The organism is Koromonas soli, assembly GCF_059726265.1.
In genome coordinates this window covers 2,584,391-2,607,770 of sequence record NZ_AP040872.1, presented here as the reverse complement: position 1 = coordinate 2,607,770, position 23,380 = coordinate 2,584,391, and the positions used below count along the sequence as shown (strand labels likewise).

15 protein-coding genes and 2 tRNA genes are annotated in these 23,380 nt (G+C 55.4%); 5 read left to right on the top strand and 12 right to left on the bottom strand.

What is annotated here, in order from left to right:
- The first annotated feature begins 188 nt into the window (after window positions 1-188).
- Window positions 189-3,728, top strand: coding sequence for a tetratricopeptide repeat protein (locus AC6IY8_RS11375; RefSeq protein WP_497774585.1), 3,540 nt, complete (start codon window positions 189-191; stop codon window positions 3,726-3,728).
- 76 nt (window positions 3,729-3,804) lie between these two features.
- Here the strand turns inward: AC6IY8_RS11375 and AC6IY8_RS11370 are convergent, their stop codons facing one another.
- Both AC6IY8_RS11370 and AC6IY8_RS11365 read right to left on the bottom strand, forming a co-directional pair.
- On the bottom strand, window positions 3,805-6,819 hold the full coding sequence (locus AC6IY8_RS11370) for a type I restriction endonuclease subunit R (protein WP_497774584.1): 3,015 nt from the start codon (window positions 6,817-6,819) through the stop codon (window positions 3,805-3,807).
- Window positions 6,820-7,442: 623 nt separating this feature from the next.
- Window positions 7,443-8,012 carry a hypothetical protein gene (locus AC6IY8_RS11365; protein WP_497774583.1) on the bottom strand — a complete coding sequence of 190 codons (570 nt, stop codon included), beginning with the start codon at window positions 8,010-8,012 and terminating at the stop codon, window positions 7,443-7,445.
- A gap of 773 nt (window positions 8,013-8,785) precedes the next feature.
- Between AC6IY8_RS11365 and AC6IY8_RS11360 the strand changes: the two genes are divergently transcribed.
- The 3 genes from AC6IY8_RS11360 (at window position 8,786) to AC6IY8_RS11350 (ending at window position 12,353) form a co-directional block, all read left to right on the top strand.
- Window positions 8,786-9,592 (top strand): phage Gp37/Gp68 family protein, encoded by an 807-nt coding sequence (locus AC6IY8_RS11360; protein ID WP_497774582.1) that lies wholly within the window; start codon window positions 8,786-8,788, stop codon window positions 9,590-9,592.
- Window positions 9,589-10,515 (top strand): hypothetical protein, encoded by a 927-nt coding sequence (locus tag AC6IY8_RS11355; RefSeq protein ID WP_497774581.1) that lies wholly within the window; start codon window positions 9,589-9,591, stop codon window positions 10,513-10,515. The genes AC6IY8_RS11360 and AC6IY8_RS11355 overlap by 4 nt, the downstream gene beginning before the upstream one ends.
- Window positions 10,516-11,204: 689 nt before the next feature.
- On the top strand, window positions 11,205-12,353 hold the full coding sequence (locus AC6IY8_RS11350) for a tyrosine-type recombinase/integrase (protein ID WP_497774580.1): 1,149 nt from the start codon (window positions 11,205-11,207) through the stop codon (window positions 12,351-12,353).
- Between the two features lie 98 nt (window positions 12,354-12,451).
- Here the strand turns inward: AC6IY8_RS11350 and AC6IY8_RS11345 are convergent, their stop codons facing one another.
- The 6 genes from AC6IY8_RS11345 to AC6IY8_RS11320 form a co-directional block, all read right to left on the bottom strand.
- The gene (locus tag AC6IY8_RS11345) at window positions 12,452-16,138 is read right to left on the bottom strand and encodes an anti-phage protein Upx-like protein (RefSeq protein WP_497774579.1); all 3,687 of its coding nucleotides are present in this window, start codon (window positions 16,136-16,138) and stop codon (window positions 12,452-12,454) included.
- 258 nt (window positions 16,139-16,396) lie between these two features.
- Window positions 16,397-16,471 (bottom strand) — tRNA-Cys (locus AC6IY8_RS11340).
- Between the two features lie 83 nt (window positions 16,472-16,554).
- Window positions 16,555-16,629: transfer RNA gene (locus AC6IY8_RS11335), tRNA-Gly, on the bottom strand.
- A 72-nt stretch (window positions 16,630-16,701) separates the two neighbouring features.
- Window positions 16,702-17,415 (bottom strand): ABC transporter ATP-binding protein, encoded by a 714-nt coding sequence (locus tag AC6IY8_RS11330; protein WP_497774578.1) that lies wholly within the window; start codon window positions 17,413-17,415, stop codon window positions 16,702-16,704.
- A 107-nt stretch (window positions 17,416-17,522) separates the two neighbouring features.
- On the bottom strand, window positions 17,523-18,506 hold the full coding sequence (locus tag AC6IY8_RS11325; RefSeq protein ID WP_497774576.1) for a hypothetical protein: 984 nt from the start codon (window positions 18,504-18,506) through the stop codon (window positions 17,523-17,525).
- A gap of 303 nt (window positions 18,507-18,809) precedes the next feature.
- A complete protein-coding gene (locus AC6IY8_RS11320; RefSeq protein ID WP_497774575.1) occupies window positions 18,810-19,223 on the bottom strand; it encodes a response regulator in 414 nt (137 codons plus the stop codon).
- Between the two features lie 314 nt (window positions 19,224-19,537).
- Here AC6IY8_RS11320 and AC6IY8_RS11315 point away from each other — a divergent pair, with 314 nt between their 5' ends.
- Window positions 19,538-19,963 (top strand): hypothetical protein, encoded by a 426-nt coding sequence (locus tag AC6IY8_RS11315; protein ID WP_497774574.1) that lies wholly within the window; start codon window positions 19,538-19,540, stop codon window positions 19,961-19,963.
- Here AC6IY8_RS11315 and AC6IY8_RS11310 read toward each other — a convergent pair.
- The 4 genes from AC6IY8_RS11310 to AC6IY8_RS11295 form a co-directional block, all read right to left on the bottom strand.
- A complete protein-coding gene (locus AC6IY8_RS11310) occupies window positions 19,949-20,845 on the bottom strand; it encodes a PhzF family phenazine biosynthesis protein (protein WP_497774573.1) in 897 nt (298 codons plus the stop codon). The two genes, AC6IY8_RS11315 and AC6IY8_RS11310, sit on opposite strands and share 15 nt — an antisense overlap.
- Before the next feature lie 111 nt (window positions 20,846-20,956).
- Window positions 20,957-22,012 (bottom strand): hydrogenase expression/formation protein HypE, encoded by a 1,056-nt coding sequence (gene hypE, locus AC6IY8_RS11305; RefSeq protein ID WP_497774572.1) that lies wholly within the window; start codon window positions 22,010-22,012, stop codon window positions 20,957-20,959.
- A 2-nt stretch (window positions 22,013-22,014) separates the two neighbouring features.
- Window positions 22,015-23,124, bottom strand: a complete 1,110-nt coding sequence (gene hypD, locus AC6IY8_RS11300; protein ID WP_497774571.1) for a hydrogenase formation protein HypD — start codon at window positions 23,122-23,124, stop codon at window positions 22,015-22,017.
- Entirely contained in the window at window positions 23,121-23,378 is a 258-nt protein-coding gene (locus tag AC6IY8_RS11295; RefSeq protein ID WP_497774569.1) for a HypC/HybG/HupF family hydrogenase formation chaperone, read from the bottom strand. Before AC6IY8_RS11295 ends, hypD begins: the two co-directional genes overlap by 4 nt.
- Window positions 23,379-23,380 lie beyond the last annotated feature (2 nt).

Genomic DNA, 23,380 nt, shown 5'->3' with positions numbered 1-23,380 from the left:
TGCGGCTTTGGGGAAGACGCGGCCAAGCACAACAAGGTGTTGACATTGTGGACACGGGAGGCGAACCGCATCCCCGTGGTGCTCAGTGCAAACGCTATGATTCTAGCCAACCTATATCTGTCCGACTCTTATTAAGCGCAGTTAAAGCCGCGGAGGACTACTCGCCTTCGTTGTCCGAGCTGGCCGTCATGACCACCGCAGTTTCCTCGACAGCCGCGCAGCAAGCCCTCATGGAAGTAAACCGTGTCCACAAACAGAATGGTCTGTTTTTGGTCACGTTGTTTCACTGGGACGACATCGAACAACTGCTTCGACAATATTCGCAAGTTGCGTTGAGCTTCTACCCCCCTCCGGTGCCTTCTTCGGCTCTCACTGAGCTCACGGAGCAGCTTGTGGCGGTCAAACTTCAAGTGCAGCAGGTCGCAGAAAGTCCGAATAGAGACTTCGACTTGGATATCGCTGAAGCCAGGGGCGAAATGGAGAGAGGCGATCTGAAAATCGCAAAGTGGCGGTTGTCAGATCTCAAGAGCAAGCGATGGGATGGTCTCTCCAGCACCCAGAAGTACCGCGTCCAAGCCAATCTCGGCTTCATTTTAGTCGCTGAAGGCAAGACACAGGAAGGTGCGAGGACGATCTTGGAGGCCGTTGGATACGATCCCACCAATGAGAGGGCACGCGCGAACCAGGCTCTTGCGCTGTTTTGGTTGAACGACCGTGATAAAGCATACGAGGCCGCAGTTTCCTATCGCAAACTATATCCCAACTCGACGACCACTGACGCCGTCTGGGTTGCGACAGCACCTGACGACGTCAAAGTTGAGGCGATAACGAGTCAGTTGCGTCCACAAGCGTTTGAAGATGTACAAGTGCTGGTTGCACTTGCCCAGCGAGTCCTCACATCCGGCGACTACGACTTGGCAGAAACATACGCAAGAAGGGCAGTATCTCTCAATAAAGAATGGCCCATTCCACCGCTTGCCCTTGCACGCCTTCTCATCAGGCGCAATCTGCCCATGGGTGTTCGACAGGATTTCGAGTTCTTTTCAGCGGAACAAAGAAAGGCGTTTGTTGAAGCAGAGGCACTCCTTGAGGAATCAATAGCAATTTCTCAAAAGAAGCACGATACCGGCCAACAGGCGATAGCACTTGTCGAGCGTGCGTCCCTCTATCGATTCCTCTATACCGATGAGGATCATCGGCATCGTGCAAATCAAGACGCCGAGCAGGCGTTCGCACTAAGTCCAGAAGATCCTATTGTTCAGCGTGAGTACGCGGAACTCATGCATGCTCAAGGCCGTCTCGGGGATGCTGTCCAGATTCTACGGACTTTAGGAGATCGTGCCAACACACCTGACATCAAGTACATGCTTGCTTCAACTCTGCGAGACAGAAGTCAGCAGGGTGATCTGGGCGAAGCAGGCGCCCTGTTCGCCGAACTTGCAGTGATGTCATTCCCGGATGCTGACTTCCGCCTGGCATGTATTGATTGCGCAATCTCTTGCTTCAGGTCAACGGGAGACCGCGCCAGTTGTGATTCTCTGATGAAGTCGCTGCCCGAGGGTCTATTTTCCGATGCTCTAAGAGCTGCAATAGCAGCTCGGGCGCAGATAGCGTTCGGAACCAGCAGTGAGTCGAAGGAGAACGCCATCAGGGCGAAGTCGCACATCGATAGCGGTGCGACGCTACCGACTCTCGAGTACGTTGCGACAGTGTTGGAAGACGCTGGGTCGTATAGGGAAGCCCTTGAGATCTGGAATCTAGCGATAGAGAAGCAGCCGAAGGAGCATTCCACTCGGCGATACATACGCTGTGCCGTGAGGTTGAACGCACACGACGCGATTCTTCACGGCTGCCAGATTCTGCGACAGGCGGGCAAGCACGATTCCGAGCTTATACAGCTTGAAGTCGATGTTCGTGAGCAGTACGACATAGAGGCCACTATCGCCGTGTTACAGGAACACCTCTCGGCTCGTCCTGACGACGCGGTTGCGCGCGTTCGGTTGTCGTATATCGGCGTCGTGCATGGTCGGGCAGATCTAGTGGATGCCGAGAATGTGCCGGAACCGGAACGTGTGTCGGCGCTTCAAGGTAGGGTTTCCGTGATGGTTCTGAAGTACGCCGGAAAATCTTTTGATGCAGTTAGGTATGGTTATCGTTTGCTTCATTTGTATTTTGATGACCCTGACGCCCATCGCGCGTACATGTTCGCGCTCCACCCGATTGGTCCCAAAGTTGATCTCTCGATACCGGACACCGCAGAACCAGGTACTGCGATCTCCTACATCGAAGATGCAGACAATTCACAGCACTGGGTTGTAATTGAAGATGATTCTAAAGCCGACGCCCGTCTCGAGGAGATCTCCGCTGAACACGCCCTTGCAGCAGAGATGATGGGAAAAAGGGTTGGCGATTCATTCAGCCTTGATCGAGGCGCCTTCGTGCCGCGGACTGCGAAGATCGCCACAATCCTGAATAAATACGTCTATCGGTATCAGCGAACCCTGAGCGAGTTCCAATCTCGGTTTCCGGGTGCCTCCGGCGTCCAGGTTGTGCATGTCGGCAAACCGGGATCGCCGGGAGAGTTCGATTTCTCCGCATTAGAAAAGGCGGAGCTGATGCACCACGCCAACAGGTTGGAGGCTGAAGCCCTGTATCGCCGGCAACCCGCTCCGCTCCATCTCATCGCTCGGATGGCCGGTAAATCTGATCCTGAGACGCTTATTTACCTTGCGACTCAGGACGAGCCCTTTGTAAGGGTGTGCGTCGGCTCATTAGAAGAGCGTGGACGTTCGCTTGTAGCTCTACGCACCGCAAAGGCCGTGGTGGTTGACGTGACCGCAGTTACGACGCTGGGATTCGCCGAAGGGCTTGATGAACTCGGAAATGCAGCAGCCCCGCTTCTTGTAACTCAGGGAACTATTCAGGTATTCAAAGACTTGCTGCGAGACAGCTCGGATATGCAACCACTGGGATATTTGGGAATCCAGAACGCTCAACTAGCGATGGCTGAGACAGAGCCTAAAGCGTGGGAGCGCCGTGTCGAATGGCTGCGCGGAATCATTGATGCTCTGGAGAAGTACTGCAAAGTCGTGGCGGCGAACGGACTCGCCGCGCTTCCGGCTGAACAGCGTGAGAATCTCACGCTTATGTTTGGAAGACATGGCGCAGAGGCGATGTTGCTCGCGTCCGAGTCTGGCTACGTTCTCTGGAGCGACGAGTTCACCCTGCGAATGATCGCGGCTTCCGAGTTCGGGGTCCAGAGTGTATGGACACAACTCGCGTTAGAGCAAGGTGTTGAGACGGGGAGAGTTGCATCTGAAAGATTCGTCGAACTCTCGGCACATCTTCTTGGTGCTGGGTACTCCTTCACCGGCATAAACCTCGACATTTTTATGAAGGCTGGGGAACTGAGCGCGTGGAATACAGGCCGCAAGCCCTTTCGACAAGTGTTGGCATACCTGGGCAGCGACGGTATTGACTTACTCTTTGCCCTGCAACTGGCTGCCATTGCTATTCATCGGATCAGCAGAGAGGTAGCAATGCCGGAAGTTCTGAACGGAGTCGTGGTCGGTATTCTGGAGAGCCTCGCAAAAAGAAACGGTGGACTGGATGGCATTGTGGCGTTGCGTGGTGCGCTCTCCCAGATCTTTGGGCTGGACGTGTTCTCCTTGAGGCGCGTAGTGGGCGCGATCGACGCTTGGATTCGACAGCAAAGGTCTCAACAATAACCCTTTCGATGACATTTAGCGCACCGACCTTCGTAGCAAGTACGACAGCCACAGTCAGATCAACGGACTGTGGCTGTTAGCGAGCCTGCGCTGACACACTCTCTGATGGCCCCGCCGACCTTATCTGCTCGTAAACCTGTTTCCGCATCCACTCCGCCACGACTTTCTTGAATGCGTCATCGTTCATGTAACGTGCAAAGATCTCCTGATTCTGATCCATGCGGTCGATGAACTTGCCCTCCAATGCCTTGTCAAAGACGTAGCCGAAGTTCTCCAGGGTGTTGGCCTGGGCGGCCTGCTGAATGGCTGTGTCAGCCGCGGCTTCCTTTTTGATCTGGTCGAAGAAGAGCTGGTCCACTGGCTTGAAGTCCGTGCCGAATCGATCATTCACCACATCGATGAGGCGGGACAGTTCGATCTCCTCGCTTCGGTCCACGCCGGAGCCCACCGCTGTAGGCGCACTCACAGTTCCGCACTCGCCGGGGTTGAGAGAGATATTGCCTTCGCTGATCTTCTGGAGCCGGTAGTACTTCAGCCCGACCTCGTCGTCCAGTACGATGCCCGGTCCGATGCCGGTCTTCGGCAGTTTATTTATGAGCAGCCGAACGAACACGTACAGCGTTTCAAGGTCAGCGTCCTGGAAGGGAATGATCTGCGATAGAAACGAGTACAGGTTTCGGTATGCCACCAGTTGACTGCGAAACAACTTCTGCTCTTCTGGCTCCAGTGCTTCGAAACGCGCCTTGGGTGCTGCCAGTATCTTCTCCATCATGGCGTGGTCGGTCGGAGTCTGCACCGCCTTCGGTTTGAAGAACACCCGAGCGAATTCGTCCACCTCGGTCCCGTAATACACCTGCTCCGCTGCCATCTTGGCCTGAAGATCATAAAGCTGGCTGGCCTCGGCCTGCTGATCTACCAACGGAACTTCATAGTAGGGCTTGAACGCCTCCTGAATATCCCCTGCCTCATTCACGAAGTCGAGAACGAACGTATCCTCTTTCCCAGCGCACGTTCGATTCAAGCGCGAAAGCGTCTGAACCGCCTGAACGCCGTCCAGGCGCTTATCAACGTACATCGTGTGCAGCAAGGGCTGGTCAAAACCCGTTTGGTATTTCTCGGCCACGATCAATACTTGATATGTGTCCTTGTTGAACTCTTCGGGCAACTGCTTTTCCCGGAGGCCGCCGTTCATGCCGACCTCGGTGTGCTCGTCGCCCGCATCCAGCTTTACCGTACCGGAGAATGCCACCAGCGTCTTGATGTCCGCGTAACCCTTCTCCGCAATGTACTTGTCGAACTCCTGTTTGTAACGGACAGCGTGCGCACGCGAGCCGGTCACGACCATTGCCTTCGCCTTCCCGCCGATCTTGTGACGCGTAAAGGTCCGGAAGTGCTCGATCATTACCTCGGTCTTCTGCGCAAGATTATGCGGGTGGAAGCTGACGAAACGGGCCAGCGCCCGTGCAGCCTTCTTCTTATCGAGCTTCGGATCGTCCTCTATAGACTTGATCAGCCGGAAATAGGTCTTGTACGTCGTGTAATTCTTCAGCACGTCGAGGATGAATCCTTCCTCGATAGCCTGCCTCATGCTGTAAACATGAAACGGCTGCGGCTTGCCATTCGCATCCTTGCGGCCGAAAGTCTCCAGCGTTTTGTATTTCGGCGTCGCGGTGAAGGCAAAGAAGCTGATGTTCGGCTGCTGGCCGCGCTTGGCCATCTGCTTCAGAATCTCTTCCTCGTAGTCAACCAGACCCTGCTCTTCGGCCTGCTGCTTTGCCTTATCCTTCAAAGCCTGTCCTGCCAGAACGCCCTTCAACTCCGCCGCGGCCTCGCCGCTCTGGGAGCTGTGTGCCTCGTCCACGATCACGGCGTACCGGCGGTCGGGCAGATCGCCCACCTTCTCGGTCACGAACGGAAACTTCTGGAGCGTAGTAATAATGATGGGCGTGGCGGATTTCAGGGCATCTGCCAACTGCTGCGAATCTTCGTCAATCTTCTTTACCACACCGCTCTGGTGCTCGAACTGGTAGATCGTGTTCTGCAACTGCTGATCAAGCACCCGCCGGTCGGTGATCACCACTACTGAATCGAAAACCTTCCGATCGTTGCCGTCATGCAGACTGCTTAGCCGATGGGCCAGCCAGGCGATGGAATTGCTTTTGCCACTGCCCGCCGAGTGCATCACCAGGTAATTATTCCCGGCGCCCTCGGCTCGCGAACTCGCCTCCAGCTTCCGGACGGCATCGAGCTGGTGATAGCGCGGGAAGATCATCGTCTCTTTCCGGATCTTCTTCCCGTTGACTTCTTTTTCGACCACCTCCAGGTGCATGAAGCGCGCGAGGATGTCCAGAAGTGAATCCCGCTGCCACACCTCTTCCCACAGATAACTCGTCTTATACTTGCCCGCCGCTGCTTCGGGATTGCCGCTGCCCATGCCGTCGCCGCGATTGAATGGTAAGAAGTACGTGCCTTTTCCAGCCAGCTTCGTCGTCATGTACACCAGTTCGGGATCGACGGCGAAGTGGACCAGCGTGCGCCTTTTGAACTGGAAGATCAGGTCGTTAGGGTCGCGATCCGTCTGGTACTGCGTGATGGCGTGACGCACGTTCTGACCTGTCATCGGATTCTTCAACTCGGCGGTAATGATCGGGATGCCATTCAGGCAGAGCGTCAGATCCAGCGACTTGCTGCTGGTCGGCTTGAAGAGAAGCTGGCGCACCACGGTCAGGCGGTTCTTGGCATAGAGCGCCAACTCGTCCGGATTCATGCCGTGACGCGGGCGGAAATACGCGACCTTGATCGCCTCGCCGTAGCATTTAAAGCCGTGCCTCAACACATCGAGGCTGCCGCGCGAATCCATTGCCTTGCACAGCTCGCCGAGCAAAGTGGACTCGGCTTCCTTGCCCAGCAGCTTTTCCAGCTTCTCCCAGGTGTTCTTCTGCGTCTCTTTCACAAAGGGCAGGAACTGCGTGGGATCGACGGCGCGCTCCTGATCGAAGTACGCCTGCTCTGCCTTGGCGTATCCGGACGAGGTGATCAGGTGATGCTCGATGGCAGACTCGAATGCCTTCTCTTTGTGATCTACAGGCAAGACTCCTCCTCATTCCATTGCTGAGGGAATATCACTCTCATCCCTCAATGCCGACAGCGCGGCGTTCGTATCCGGGAACTGTTTCACTATGTCAGCTTCAGACTCAAAGTGGTAAGACACGAATCGAATTCCGTCCGATTGCTGGCGATTGTAGAAGTAGCAGGCATTCTCCTCTGAACTTGGTGATGGCATTACCCGAACAAGCGGTATCAAGGGCAGAGCCTTCTGCTCATCAATCGAACTGCGCTCAGTGGATGTGCTCGGCGGCAGCGGCGAAGGCCGGGCCGCTTTGGAGCTTTTTTCACCTGCTTGCGCTGAACGCTACTGGAGAGGTGTGTCTTTTGGGCGACTACGTGCTCATGTGGTTTCATTACTTCAGCATTGTAGTTGTGTTGTCACTGATGCTGTTTGGCATCAGAGTACGTGCCAATCAAGCATTCTCGAACTGTGACACTGTAGTGTTGACACCCCCATCCCCCGGTTCCGCCGTCCCCCTTCCCCCGTGGTTCTATTGGAAGAAGAAGAGAGCGAAGCAATCGGCACGGGCGCGAAGTAGCGAGTTGTGAGTAAATCGACATGCCCCGGTCGAGGCCGAGGCATGGTAGTCTTCGTCTGCTTGAGCGTCAGAGTCGGCGCAAAGCAATGGCGGTATAGATGACAACACCGAACACAAAGCCGTATCCTGCAACAAAGAGTCCATATCCCAACTGGTAAAACCGAAGAGCCTTCCTTTGCGCCTCAAGCAGGGTCTTTGTGCTGCTTTCGTTCCGCCCTAGGTATGACTTGAACTCTTCCGTTGAAGGCGAGAATCCTGCGGTCACTCGCAAACTCAGAACCGCCAGTTCGGTCCTCAACTTGGCTCCCTCTACCTCGCCGATTCGCACCGTTCCAGTCCAATAGTTGTGTGCTACCGACGACAACAATGACGCCCAAAAGAAGGCAGCAGCAACAACCACCAGCCCGATCACCCAACTCTGCACGCTCTTGTCCGGAAGCGACTTACTGTAAAAAGCTGTGGCTGCTGTTGCAGCCAATGTCAATGACCCGGCGGCGAGTGTTGCAAGATGTTGGCTGAAGGTCTCGCGGGCAGAGACGCTTTGCCTTTTCAGTTCATCCTGCTCTTTTAATAGCTCATTGATTTGCTGGCTGAACTGAGCGTGGATTTCCGGTTTCACCAGCTTCATTTCGGACATAACTCATTTTATCGAAGATGCCTCCAGAAGCGACAATGCCCCGGTACAAGCTGGGGCACTGTCGTCTGGGTATTCCTCTATTCCTCGGTCTGATAAGGGCGCAAGCCCGCTGGACATATCTTGCCATTCCTACCTTGCATCGCATCTCGACCGCCACCTGTGGTTGCTAAGTCGCAGCCCTTGACACATATGAATTGACGATCTACTCTGGATTTCCTGATCGCAGCGCGATCGGGACTGCGATTTTTCGCAGTCGCTCTCCGGTAGTAACCGGATTGAGCTGGGTAATAACGGTCGGGATGAACTGACCACCCATTCTAGTCTCTCGCCGGAGAGGCTTCTTAAACGGCGGGGCGCAACTCCATGGCGCTCACCTCCTGCCGACCGGCCCACTGAGCTTTCGCTCGGGGATGATCCCTTGTGTCTGTACGTAGCCTGCTCAGGCAGGAGTGCGGATCTTTGAAATATCGACGAGCAGGATGGGGCGGTAGGCCCGTCGTTTTCCTGCAAATGGCCCATTGGGCATCGGGGTGTTGCGTCAGCAGTCCACACTCCGCAGCGTGTCTTTGCTCCGCAATGACACACGCGGGAGCCGTACATGACGGCTCTCACTATTTTTCCGCGTCTCAGTACGGACGCTTTGTGAGCAAAAAAAGCTCACAGACATTTCTGCTGCCTGACACTCCCGTCCATGAAGGAGGGATAGGCGTCTTGCGGCAACGGGGCGACGTGTTCAGGGTGTTCATTTTTCTCACGTCGCTGGAGGGAATTCTATGCAAAACACATCAATCGCTTGGACGAATAACACGTTCAACGGCTGGATCGGATGCACGAAGGTAAGCGCAGGCTGCGCGAATTGCTATGCGGAAGGGATTAACAAGCGTTGTGGAGGTAGTAACTGGGGCTTGGGAGCGATCCGGCGCATTACAACTGACGAGAATTGGCGAAAGCCGCTGAAGTGGAACAGAGAGTCCGAACAAAGCGGCACGCGTGCAAAGGTCTTCTGTTCTTCAATGGCGGATATCTTCGACTTGGAGGCGCCGCCCAAGGCCCGTGCTCGGCTGTTTGAATTGATCAAGCGAACTCCCAATCTTGATTGGCAGCTTCTCACCAAGCGGCCAGAAAATATTTCCACTCTTCTTCCCCCAGATTGGGGGGATGGATATGAGAATGTCTGGCTCGGTGCGACGGTAGAAGATCGCCGTCAGCTCCAACGCCTGACGCCCCTCAGAGAAATCCCGGCGAGGGTAAAATTCTTGAGTTGTGAACCCCTGCTGGAGGATCTCGGTGCGCTTAACCTCAGCGGTATCGATTGGGTGATTGTCGGAGGAGAGTCAGGGAACAACGCCCGACCTTTTGAAGTTGAGTGGGGAGTGAGCATCCTTGATCAATGCGAACACCAACACGTCTCTGCGTTCTTCAAGCAGTTAGGCGCGCGACCCGTATATCGGTCGATCCCGTTTCGCATCAAGAACGAGCGCGGACTATCCGACCTTCATGGTGCGAATCCGGCGACGTGGCCGGCGCACATTCGCCAGTATGCTCGGCGCGGATTTCCTGGTCAGGAGGTGGCACGATGAAAGACTTTCTGCCCGTACCTGTTTCAGCTCTTGACGGTAAGGCGATCAGGCCTGCTGATCTCCGTGTCCTCGTGCAGTTGCTAGGCGTACGACACTACTTTGGATATCAGGACGAGTTCACAATCTCCGATCACGATTTGTTGCACGGAGTTAATGATCGCGGGCGCAGGAAGTCGTTACCGCCGGCCGGCCTTTCTCCAAATACCTTCAAGCTCGCTCGTAACCGGCTCATTAAACTGGGATACATCCGTGCAAACAGCACTCGGCAGGGCGGGCGCCCAGCGTGGCGCTACGAAATAGTAGCCGGAAGGATGATCATTTACGGTAATGCGAAGGATCAGAATTTCACGTCAGAGTCATCAGAATTTAACACCTTAAAAGATTCTGAACTAATTGAATCTATTGAAGAAACTTCGGATTTGAGATGCACAGAGAATATACAAGAGCAATCCTCCCGCACTGAGCGCCGCGACGTTAGGAAGCGGCGCGGTCGGATTCTGTCAGCAGAGCAGGAGAAGTTACAGATAGAGCTGGTCGATTACATCGACTGCCTGTATCGTGACTTCTGTTTTCATCCACTACCTGCTCGTTCAAGGACCATGTCGGAGATGAAGAGATTCCTGTTGGAAAATCCGACCTATACTCCAGAGCAGTTGCGCCGTTGCATCGAACATCGATTTTTATCTCCGACGAATAGTAGGCAGGCTCCCTACAAATGGGTCTCGACGCTGTACGAATACGTGGACGGACCGCTTGAATTTGGACGCGTGATGAAGGAATACTCGCTCTCCGAGCTGATTAGCGAAGAACGGGCAAAGCGTAAGGGGCTTGGGTTCACCGAGGCTATCCCAGATCCTCACGTTGCACGGGCGAGCGCAGCTTTCAATGCAATCAGCACTGAGGGTGAGTACGTTCCCATGTAGTGACGACCGTTGGCAGCCATTCTTGCTGGAGGCAATGCAGGGGGCGCTGCTCACGCAGTCGCCCCTGATCCGATCCATAAAGGAGGACACCAGAGGTACTTTGACAGTGCAATATTAATTGCGATGATGTAGAAGATGTACATCGGATGTGTGACGAATACGCGCATCCGCATTGCCATCGTGCTCCATCCCCTGGACACGAATCGCCAAGGACAGAGAGGCCGCACGCAGGCTGATTAGTCCGACGCAGACCGGAGCTACGCGCTCCCCGGAGATTCCAACCCTCCGGTTACTGTACGGCTGTAGTACCCGAGGCGGCCGCCGCCCGGAAGCCGACAGATTCCATTCGACAATTCGGGCCGAGGTGTGTGCGGAAGTATGGAGTGAGAGCGCGCTGCGGTGATACGTCAGCGGTGCAGTATGCGCCCTTGTGAGGCAATTGGCAGTTTGCCTGCGATTTCGTCATTGGTGTTAAACGACGTCGATTTGAGGATTTTGAGTGGATTTTGGAGAGAGCAGTTTAGTCAGTCCGGAGGCATTGGCGCTTGCGCTTGGAGTAGCCGTCGCAACGCTTGCTGACTGGAGGTCACAACGCCGAGGTCCTGCATACGTGAAGGCCGGCAGGAAAGTTTGGTATCCGCGAGAACGAGTTGCGAAGTGGCTCGATATGCAGGTACGGGAGACAGAAAATGGCACTACGGAACCGGACAGGGATTTGGCACTACCGCTTCAAAGTGGACGGACGCGAGTACAGCGGGACCACAGACTTGGCCGCCACACGACAAAACGAGAGTCGTGCATTGGCGATCGAGCTGGAGCACAGGCAGGCGCTCATCGAAGGACGCAGGCCGACGCGGAAGCTCATAGTCAGGCAGTTCAGTGATGCGGCTGACGAGTTCCTCTCATGGGCCGAGATCGAATACCGTCCCCATCCGAACAGCTACAAGCGAATCAAGACGAGCTTCACGAGCCTGGCTGCTTTCTTTGGGAGCAGACCCACAAGCCTCGTTGACGACGCCGCGATCGAGCGTTACAAGGCATGGCGGTTCAAGGAGCATGAGGTCCGTGACGTCACTGTACGTCACGACTTGCACGCTCTTTCCGTCTTCTTCGGATACGCGATTAAGCAGAACTGGGTGCGGCAGAATCCTGTTCGAGATGTTGATATCCCGAGTGATGCCGAGGCGGTCCGCATTCATGTAATTACACCTGCGGAGGAGATGCAGTACTTCAACCGAGCGGCAAAGAATCGCAATCTCTGGGATCTGGCGCGCCTCATGCGGAACCAGGGGCTACGGCCAGAGGAGGTCCTTGCGCTGAGAAAAACTGACATCGATCTGGAACGCGGCACGCTGCTTGTACGCAGCGGGAAGACGCCTGCGGCGAGACGAACGCTGGACTTGACTGCCGAAAGTAAATCTATTCTCGCTCGCCGTGTATCGCCGACGATCCCGCCGAAGGCGACAAAGCGGACCATCGCCCGCATCCAGCGTGCCCAGGCCTCTCCGTGGGTATTTCCCTCCGCGACGTGCCCTGGTAAGCACATCCAACGCCTCAATCGCGCGCACGACGCAGTATGTGCAGGCACTGAACATCGAGCGCCGCTGTCGTTTGTTCTATATGATTGGCGCCATACCTTCGCTACGCGGGCGGCGGCGCAAGGTGGCGTTGACCTCGCGACAGTCGCCGCTCTCCTCGGTCACAACTCGCTCCGCGTCGTACAAAAGTACGTCCACCCTGGCGCGGAGCACAAGAAAGCTGCAATGGAACGCTACGAGGGCGTGCTTGCAGACGTGGAGAAACAGCAGTCGGCAAGCAAGGACGGACAGCCGAACTGATCCGTGTCCGGGCACCTCTGGAGGGGGATGCGAGGAACTTGGACTTCCAACTGGCACGATCCTGAGCTGCCGTGGAACTCCAAGTATCTTGCACCAACTTACCTCCACGCCCCCTGTTTCAATTGTTCAAAGGTAATCACTGTGGCGGCACACTCTCTTAGGTACGGCGTAACGATGGCCTTGTCCACAACTACATATGAGTTCACCCGCCATTTTCCAGGCCTGCTATATCCAAAGAAAGCGAGCACATCTTGAAGATGTTGTTCAATCCATTGCACGCGATCCATGTGTTTGGCAACGATTGAGCGCCCTCCCGATTGGCTCTTCAATAATTCTGAAAGTTCATTTGCAAGTTCGCTCGGGGTGCGAGCGACTGACAGATCCTTGCATTCTATGACGAGAATCCGCCTCTTGCTCTCATCAAACACAAGAACATCGACATCGCCAAGATTGCCTAAAGAATAGCGTCCTATCTTCTTCACCCTGCGATACGCGCGTATGTTCGGTTGCGCAGCCATCACATCCGCGACCAGATCATTGAAACGCTCGCCCTGCTTGTGGCGCAGCCTGCCTATCAGAGACTTCATCGCGGGGCTTTTAGCTTTCAGCCTTCCGCTCAGGCAAAGCTCGAGGAGATTCTTTCGTGCTGATTCCAGGTGCCTGTTTCCCCACAGGATTTCCGTCGTTCCGGAAGTCTGACGTAGCGCCAGCGGGCGCCGCAGATAAGAAAGTGCTCGATTATATCTCCAAGGATATACATCCCCATTGGAGAGGCCGGCAGGTGGGATCAGGAACTGAGGTCTAGGAGACAAACCAAAGAGATTGATTGCAGCGTCAATTCTCCCATCCTCCCAACCTAAGGGCTCCAAAAGTCTGCTCCGGAACTCGTTGAGACCGAGTCCAGATACCCCTGGACCGACTTCCTCGCCGAGTATCTGGATTCCGTGAAGAAATTCCGAAATCTCAGTCATCGTGAATCCGAACTCATCGCGGGATGCGGCGTCCAAACTCACGACAAGTTCATTTGGCTCGGGCTGGGACGAGCCCCGAGCAGGCCAATACTCAGCAAAATGTGCAGGGGACGTCACAATTTGTTCGTTGGTGAACAGCTTCATATGAGCATTGGTTGCCTCATGGTATTTCAACCCCTTCCTTCCCAGCCTGCCTGAGGTCAATATGGACAGTTCAATGTCGTCCAGTTCGTACTGTAGGGCGTCACTCAACATGCCGAAGCTGATAATGTGGCTGGCCAGTGCCCGCATCTCGTCGTAAGAGCTCAAGCTAACAGAACGAATTCCCTCTGGGGGCTGAGCAGTCGCGTATTCGATCAAAAAACGACTTGCGATTGCCGTTCTGGAGATTTCAGGCAGCTCTTTCTGCAACTGCTCTACAACATTCGCCACAGCATTGAAACATGCAAGTCTCGTCGGTATCGTTAGTCTGCGATGGGCGTCTTCGCGAACCACAGCCTCATGTTGAGAAATCAGAAACTCAAGAAATCCGTCTCGGCTGTGAGCTCGCACAAGTCTCTCTAATTCCGCATAGCAATAGCCCACGATCGCTTTGGCAACATTGTTTCGGTTGTCTGCGGCGATTGGCCCAGGAAGCAGGCCGAGTTGATCCCGGAGGTAGATTGCGATGTGGCTCAGGACATCATCGATATCGCCTTCTTGTAACGGACGGTACTTGGGTAGGTCTCTAGGGTCCAGAGCAGGAACCGCATGTGAATCTATCAGCAAGAGCATCTTCTTGAATCCTAGTGGAGCAACTTCATCGACAAGGGAATGAATTCGCGCATCAGTAAGCTGGGGCGCGTTTATGATGTGGCCGATTCCCCGCAAGATCTCGACAAGGCAATGGCGTTCCCCAGAATTGTCCGGGGTATTGAACAGTGCCGATACTCCGGGATGTAGAGTCAGCTCGATTCTGGAGTTTTCAGCGTCACTCCTACAAGTGATGAACCGTTCCGGCGGAACACCGTTTTGTGAATGTGCCCGCCACTGATCGGCAGTAGGCATCGTGAGGGTAACTACGATGGGATCGCGGCGTGGCCTAGACCCCACGGCGAACTGCACCAGTACCTTTGCACTTTGCCAGAGCCAATAACCGAGGGCACCAATGATCTCGGTGGCGACCGCACTCATTTCCGGCTCCATGTCCCCCTCTTGCCCAGTCACCCAAACGCCAAAAGGAAGGTCTTCCACGAAGACGGCTGGGCGGTGTGCGAAAGGGGACGAGGGAACATAGATAGGGATTCGGCGGTCGCCGTGAAGAGATGTCACTTCGAGAAAGCCGGGACGTTCATAATGCGGGACAGCATGCCAATCCCGCGCCGCTATGACATCGCGGCGAAGCTTTCCCGAAAAATCGGTAGTCACATTCAGTAGGTCAGGTGCCTTCTCGTCAGTGACATAGAAGCTGTTGTTGCTCCGGCGATACAGTCCGAATTCGTCCAACGCGCTGAAGCTGACTACGTGGCACTGCTGATGAAGTCTGTCTGAACTTGCAGCAAATCTCCACAGCGCCAACGGATTCCCCAGATTTAACATTGCGAATGTTTCCAGCTCAAAAGCTGGGAAGAACTGGACGGCAGCTGCGGCGGCTATATCGCCAAAGCCAAGCATGAGTGGGCGTCCGACCCCACCGAGAACAGTGAGGCACAGGAGCTCGTTAAGGCCCGGGAGTTCGGCGTAGAGGTGTTTCTCGATCCCTTGTAGCCTCGCAGTGATCGCCTCCTGAAGACCTGTCGGATGATTGATGCCACCGGAAGCGAGATTCGGATCGAAGTCTTCCAGCGAGTCGGGAATGAGAAGCACGTATGTTGCTTTTTCGCTGTCGAAAGAGAACACGCATTCTCGGGCGCCTGGGATGAGAGAAGCTCCCGGCAGACTGATTTTCAGGCGCCTGTTCCCCATTGCCCGCATCCAGAGAATGACCGAGGAGAGCTCTGCGTCAGCGTAGGCTTCGACCAGAGTGTCCTTGTGTCCATTCTGGACAACCGTGCGAACGATGTGGTGGTTTAGTCCATAGAGGAGGGCATCCGGGCACGAAACAACGAAGCTATTCCCAAACTGGACGATTGGTCGTGAGAGCAAAAGCGATTCATCCGGTGTGAAGTTCTTAATCGTCACAGCCTCCGGTGTCATCGACAGCGCCGACCATGGACGGTCATTAAGGTCTCCTCTGCCAAAGAATTGCTCCATCTCTTCGCGTGTGAAGGAAACCGCAGCTTTGAGCTCCCGCAATCGCCGGCCCTCGGGAACTAGGATTGGCCCGGCGGGGCTTGAGCCGGGGTTTATTCCGCGAACAAGCCCTGCTCTCGTAGCGACCGCATCACTCAGCCTTAGACATCCCACGCATAGGTCATTGAGCCTCGACACCATTTCCACGGGCATCGAGCCGGACAAGAAAACCGAGCGCAATAAATGGTCAAGAAAGTGTTTGGCACCGGAAAAGACGCCAGGGAAAACGGCGTAGGAGCCGCCGAAGAAAGCGATCTCTTCCACAAACGAGTTCGGAAACGGATCTTCTCCGTGAGCTAGGCTTCCTAGCTCTGGCCCGTTCAGTGTTGCCCTAAGGCGTGGAATACTTATCTGGGGGCGTCGGTCGTCGTATCGCAAGCTCACTGCCACATGAGCAAACGCCTGCAAGCGGAGCGTTCGCTCCGCATTTTCCGGTATCAGCTGAAGTGCGCCAGCTGTTGCGAGGAGGCCCTTGCTGTCGAAAGAACGTAGCTGGTTCTGAAGCTCGCTCAAGGGGTCGAGCTCATCGTCGTTGGTGCCCACTCCAAAATCGGTGACTGTCAAACCGCGCCTCCTCCTTGGTTCGAGACGGCGAATGGCTAAGAGCTCTCTTGAGACGCCCTAGCGGTTCAGTTTACACACGTGCCTCTCGCTCGGCGGCCTTCACATGCAGGAATTCCGTGTCCGCCATTTGTCCGCTTTCGAGGCCAAAACTGCCCGATTTCGGCCTTTTGAGCCCGAATGACCCCGATTGAGGAGTTCTGGGGAACACTGTTAATTCAATGCTTTAGAATGGGTTATTGGAGGCGCGGGCCAGAATCGAACTGGCGAATAAAGGTTTTGCAGACCTCTGCCTTACCACTTGGCTACCGCGCCACTGAAAGCAGAACTTGAGACTGGCTGAGAGAGCAGCCTTCTTTCATGGCAAACCCTCGCACGGCGGCGAGGGTTAGAAGTTCTGGAGCGGGAGACGGGATTTGAACCCGCGACTTCGACCTTGGCAAGGTCGCACTCTACCACTGAGTTACTCCCGCTCGACTTTTCAATCTTAGACAAAGCACCTTGCTCTGTCAAACACACTTAGCCCTGAAACTGTGGATTTAAGCCTATTTCCTGCTGGTTTCTGTCCACTGCGAAACCACCTCGGATCCCACAACCTGGCCATCACGGAAATGCAAAATGCGATTGCCAAATCGAGCCGCTTCTGGATTGTGCGTGATCATCAGCACCGTCTGTCCGAGTTCCTGATTTGACCGACGCAACATCTCAAGCACTGCATTCGAGTTCTGGGTGTCGAGATTTCCCGTAGGTTCATCGGCCAGTACGATGGCCGGTTTGTTGATCAGCGCTCGCGCCAGCGCAACTCGCTGTTGCTCTCCGCCACTCAGCTCGCTGGGACGATGATCCAGGCGTTTACTGATTCCGAGCAGTTCGGTGATATTGCGGAAATATTCCTGGTCCTGGTTGCCTTTGTCACCTGCGATGTTGATGGCGATCTTGATGTTGTCGCGTGCGGTGAGCGTTGGCAACAGGTTGAATTTCTGAAATACAAATCCGATTTTTTCGCGCCTCAGGTGTGTGCGCTCCGAGTCGGTCGTCTGCGCGAAATCAACGCCGCCGATCAGCACGCGTCCAGAATCTGCCTGCGCGAGCCCTCCGAGGATGTAAAAGAGAGTGGATTTTCCGCTGCCCGAGGGGCCAACCACGCTCAAAAATTCTCCCTGCTCCACCTCAAACGAGACTCCCCGTACGGCTTGCACGTTCACTTTGCCGACGTGATAAGTCTTTGTGACATTCTCTACTTGAATGATGGCTGCCATGAGTTTGCTAATCCATATTACACGAGCGCCATTTGTAGCCCCGAAACAGCGGGCAAAAGCAAAGGGCGGAGCCGTTGCTCCGCCCTCGTGCTGGCGATCAGTTACGCTTACCAGGCTTTCAGCGTGACCTTGTCCAGATAAACGGTGTAAGGCGTCGGTTTTCCATTCAGGTCCATCTGGAATGCGACATTCAACTCGCTCACGCCCGAGCTCTTCGAGCCACCATACTTGTTGATGTAGTGTGTCGTGCCGTTCAGTGTGACCGAAATGAAGTGAGTCTGGCCGTTCACTCGCTCCATCTGCCACACCAGGTGATTCCATTGGTATGTCGGCGGAGCTGTGCAGGCCACACCGGTGTGCATCCAGTACGCGCCTGAGGTGTTCCACACGTCCCACTGCTTGGCTGCGACATTGCATTGCGTGCCAAAGATGTATTTCCGTCCGCCCACAGACTGGTTGACGTCGAATTCCAGCGCCTGAGGTGCAGCCGCGTTGGTGTAGTAGAAGTAAACGTCGTAGCTAAAGTGCGACGTCCCGGAGTTAGCTCCGAGCTGCTTCCACCACAGAGCGTTTCCATAGGGAGTGGTTCCTCCGATCCAGAACTTCATAGATCGTCCGTCCATCGAAGGCGAACTGATATTTTGTGTCACGGAGTAGGGAACCGTTGGGCCACTGCCGCCGATGCCGGCGCAAGCTCCGCAATTAGACCAACCGCTCAACTGGTCGATGTTCGAATAAGTCGTGCCTCCGGAAGTCACAGTGTCGCCACTCGTGCTGGAACCCACGTTTACCTTGATCGAAGCGGATTTTGTGGTATTACCGTGGGTATCCCACGACTGCACGACGACGTAATGCGTTCCGGTTGTAACGGAAATGTAGTCGTTCAGCGATGTCGCGCTCTTTTGATCCACAAGTTTGCTATCTACATAAACCTGCATGGTCGTAACCGGATACGACATCGTCGCAGAGGCGGCCACATGCATGGGTGATGCTACCGTCTGTCCGGAAGTCGGAGACGAGACCGACACCCCTGCAAACGCGGCGGCAGCCGAGAAGATTACGCTCGCTGCAATTGCTAATTGTCTCTTCAAGATGAAAACTCCCTGCGGAATGATGTCGAGCAACGCGGAAGAGACTAAAGGCCCGAAGTACCCTTCGATAGCCGCAGAAAGTCCTATTCTTCAACGGTGTTTTACCTTAGAGCGTCTAAGGTTGTTTTCTGAATTGTGAGTTGTGTGTCAGCCGGTTTGATGCTTGCAAGTTGCTGAGGAGAAGATGGTTAGAAAGACTGATCAATTCAGCCGCATAAAGCTCTTTCCATGCTTTGACACGGAGCAGCTTCTAAGGGCAGGCACTCCTCTAGGAACACCTTAGATGAGGATTTCAGGGATTTTTCAGCAGGCCTGCGCGTTGGCTACGACTGACGACGGCAGCGCGCGACGTGGACCGCGGCGCTTGATCAGCAGCAGGCGTATGCGCTCCAAAAGTTCTGATTGAGCGAAAGTCCCTTTCCGCAGCAGAAGATCGGCCGGGGCATCAGTGTCGAAAGCGCGCATTTGTGTGCTCAGCAGGATGATGGGGACTTCCGGCGCGCGCGCTTTGATGCGGCTCACCAGGTCAGTTGCAGAAGTATCAGGAAGACTTAAACTGCTCAAAACCAGATCCACGCTGCGATGATTGAAAATTTCCATCGCTTGCAGCGCCGTATTGCAAGTCATCACGCGATACCCGCGTGTCTCAAGCGTTAGCTTCTGGATGGACAGGCTTTGCTCATCATCCACACACAGAATCGTCTTCTTTACAGTCATCGGGAATAGCTCAATTTCTCCTGCGACCCAGACTGCATGGATCGTTACGACGTGGCGCATCGTCAGGTTAAGCGGTGTCAGGAATCCTACGAAGAAGCTGTAACTCTGACAAGTGCCCAGTTAGCCATTTGCAACTCGGTCATGATGCCGCGAACGGCAACCCCACGAAATACGTTGAAAACTAAGGCCGCCCTGTTGATTGCAACGCAAACTTGCCTCGCGCGACCTCGACCACCTCGCCATCCACACAGATATCCTTCACCCCGTGGCTTTGCTAGGTTGCGAAGTTTGCCAGGTTCGAAGTCGGTGGCTTCGTGCTGCCCACACCTGGCGAGATCGATCTGGCCCATCGCCTCGACGTCATGGACACAACTGCTTGCCTGCGGCAGATTGCTAATGCTTACGCGGGAGTTCCAGGGCGCAAGGCTCTGGTCTGGGTGACAGCAGGTTTACCTCTTTCGATTGAATTCGCGCTGCGGGCGTTCGCGCACGCCCTCGTGACTGTCGATCTTCAGATTCATGGTGTGGCTCAGGATGGATCCGGGAACACGGCGGCGACGGTCGAGCAAATCATCCACCGTAAACTCAATTCTCAAGAAGCTGCCAATCTCCGCCAGAATGGTTTGCTCTACAGAGGCGTCCTCCAACTTGCTCATGGCGTTTATATTCTGCGCCTGGCGGTGCGCGACAATCTTAGCGGCAAACTGGGCAGCATCATCGTGCCCTTAACTGTTGAGTAGAAACTCCCCGCGCGCGACTTCCACCACTTCGCCGCCGACGCGCACATCGGTCACGCTATCGGCGGTTTTGCGCCCGCGCATGCGTATGAAGCTTGGCCGACCGATTTCGAGCCCTTGTTCGATCAAACCCTGCACCTCACTCGCGAGCACGCCGTGCTTCACGGCCCATGCGGTGCAGCATCCGGCGGCAGAGCCGGTCGCGGGGTCTTCGCCGTTGTAGAACTGCATCCGTGCGTGCAGGGTTGCTCCGGGAGTGACTGTCTCTCGCGTAATGAAGTAGAAAAACTTGCCATCGTGCTCGCTCGTGAACTCTGCGGCAGAGCGTTGATCCACGTGCAATTGGCGCATCGCATTGAGCGATTTCAGCGGAACCATGGTGAACGGGGTCCCGGTCGATACGGTTTGAATCGGTAGTTCCGTGTCGAAGAATTCCAGCGGCACGCCAGTCGCTTTCGCAATCATGGCGGCGCCGTAAACCTCGCCGAACTCAGGGTCGCGCTGGCGCATCTCGCCAGTGAGAGAACCTTCAGCGGAGGAGGTAAATTCGACGGGGATCTTGCCGACGTTCAGATCAAGTTCAATTGTTTGCTTCCCACGTTGCTGGTGCAGAACCCAGGCGGTTCCCAACGTTGGATGTCCGGCAAAAGGCAGTTCTTCCTGCGTGGTGAAGATGCGAACCCGCACGCCTCTCTCACGTTCTTTTTCAGCCGAACGCGGCAGAATAAACGTCGTCTCCGACAGGTTTGTCTCTTTCGCCAATCGCTGCATCTCCGTATCGCTCAGGCCGCGGGCATCGGTGAAGACTGCCAGCTGATTGCCTTCGAGTGCGTTTCTCGTGAATACATCGAGCAGTACGTAGGAGTAGAGCCGAATCCCGGTCATAGATTTGTCCTCGTGATCAGAGTATCGCAGTCGGCACTCATCTGTTCGCGCAATAAAAAAGCGGCCCGCAAGGGCCGCAGGAGACGACAAGGATTTGATTCACCAACCCTGCTAACAGATTCGAGGTAATTGCTCTCCGCTCAGCATATCGATGACGCGAGTGGTGCCAATGCGGCTTTTCATCTTCACCACGCCGCCGCGCTCTTCGGTCACGCGCCCAATCCCCACTGCGCCTGCCGTGTGCTTATCCGTGCGTAACAGTTCCAATGCACGTGCAGCCTGCTCCTCCGGCACAAAGACAATCATGCGTCCCTCGTTGGCCAGGTACAGAGGATCAAATCCCAGCACTTCGCAGGCTCCCGCTACGTCGTCGCGTACAGGAATCTTCATCTCGTCGATCATGATCTGCGTTCCGGTGGCTTCGGCAATCTCAATCAATGTCGTGCCCAGCCCTCCGCGGGTAAGGTCGCGCAGGCAGTGCACGCCTACGCCTCCTGCGATCAGCGCCTGCACCGCTCCGTTCAGCGGAGCGCAGTCGCTTTCGATTGCCGATTCGAATTCCAATCCTTGGCGCGTTGCCATGATGGCAATGCCGTGGCGGCCAATGTCGCCGCTCAGCAGGATGACGTCTCCAGGTTTCACGCTTGCCGGTCCGATCGTCAGTTGGTGATCGATCAATCCGACTCCGGCCGTATTGATGAAAACGCCATCGCCCTTGCCGCGATCGACGACCTTTGTGTCGCCCGTGACCAGTTGCACGCCTGCGGCTTCAGCCGATTGCTTCAGGCTCTGCACCACCGCCCAGAGCGTTTCCATCGGCAGCCCTTCTTCAAGGATCAATCCGCAGCTCAGATAGACGGGCTTCGCGCCGCACATCGAGAGGTCATTCACTGTACCGTTGATGGCCAGCGAGCCGATGTCGCCGCCCGGGAAGAACAGAGGATTGACCACATAGGAATCGGTCGTAAACGCCAGCCGCGTGTTGCCCAAGTCAAATACCGCGCCGTCATGCCGCGTTTCGAGCAGCGGGCTGTTGAAGGCCGGCAAAATCATCTTTTCGATCAGTTGATGCATCAGCTTGCCGCCGCCACCATGCGCCAGCGTCACCGTGGGATAGTCGGTGATTGGCATAGGACAGCTCAGCGTGAAGTCTTTGATGGTGCTCATCGTTATACCTTCCCTGCTGCGGCCAACTCGGCGCGCCGATACCGATAATACGCGGCGCAGGCACCTTCGTTCGAGACCATTGGTGCACCGAGCGGTTTCTCCGGCGTGCATTGTTTGCCGAAAGCCGAGCATTCATGCGGTTTTTTCTGCCCCTGCATAATCAGGCCGCTGATGCACAGCGGGCTCTCCTCGGCGGTATAGTTCTCCACGTTGAACTTCAATTCGGCATCGTACTCAGAATACTCGGGACGCAGTCCCAGGCCGCTCGAGCCGATTTCGCCAATGCCGCGCCACTTGCGGTTCACGATGGTGAACACTTCCTTGACATAATGCTGCGCCGGACGATTGCCCGCTTCCGTTACCGCTCGCGTGTACTGGTTCTCGACTTCGTGGCGGCCCTGCTCGAGTTGCGCAACGCACATCGCGATGCCCTGCAAAATATCGAGCGGCTCAAATCCGGTGACCACAATGGGGACCTTATATTTCGCGGCGATTGGAATGTACTCGTCATAACCCATGATGGCGCAGACGTGTCCCGCGGCGAGGAAGCCCTGCACGCGATTGGTCGGTGAACCGAGTATCGCCTCCATCGCCGGAGGCACGAGCACGTGTGAGACCAGTACGGAGAAATTCTTGATCCCTTGCTGCTTCGCCTGAAACACGGCCATTGCGTGAGCGGGAGCAGTTGTCTCGAATCCCACGGCGAAGAAGACAACTTCCTTCGTCGGGTTTTCCTTCGCGACCTTGAGGGCATCAAGCGGCGAGTAGAGGATTCGCACGTCTCCGCCGCGCGCCTTGATGCCGAATAGATCGACCTCGCTCCCCGGCACACGCAGCATGTCGCCGAAAGAGCAGAAGATCACATCCTTGCGCTGAGCGATCTTCACTGCCTTGTCGATCAACTCCAGAGGAGTGACGCACACCGGGCAGCCCGGACCGTGCACCAGTTCGATCTCCTTTGGCAGCAATTCATCGATCCCAAATTTCACGATGGCGTGGGTCTGTCCGCCGCATATTTCCATGAGCGTCCATGGCCGTGTCGTGATTCGCCGAATTTCCTGCGCGAATCCCTTTGCAGCATTTGCGTCGCGATATTCCGATGAAAACTTCACTGCTTTGCTCCTGGATCCGGCGACAATTCGGCGAGTTCGCCCAGTTCGCCCATTTCTTTCAAATATCCAAAGACCTTGCCGGCCTCTTCTTCGTCCACCACGCTGATGGCGAAGCCGACGTGCACCAGTACGTACTCACCGACTTTGGCCTCGGGAACGTACGCTAGATTCACCTCTTTCAGCACTCCGCCGAAATCCACTCGCGCCTGTCGCGCCAAATCCTCGCCGCTCACGCTGACAATCTTTCCCGGCACCG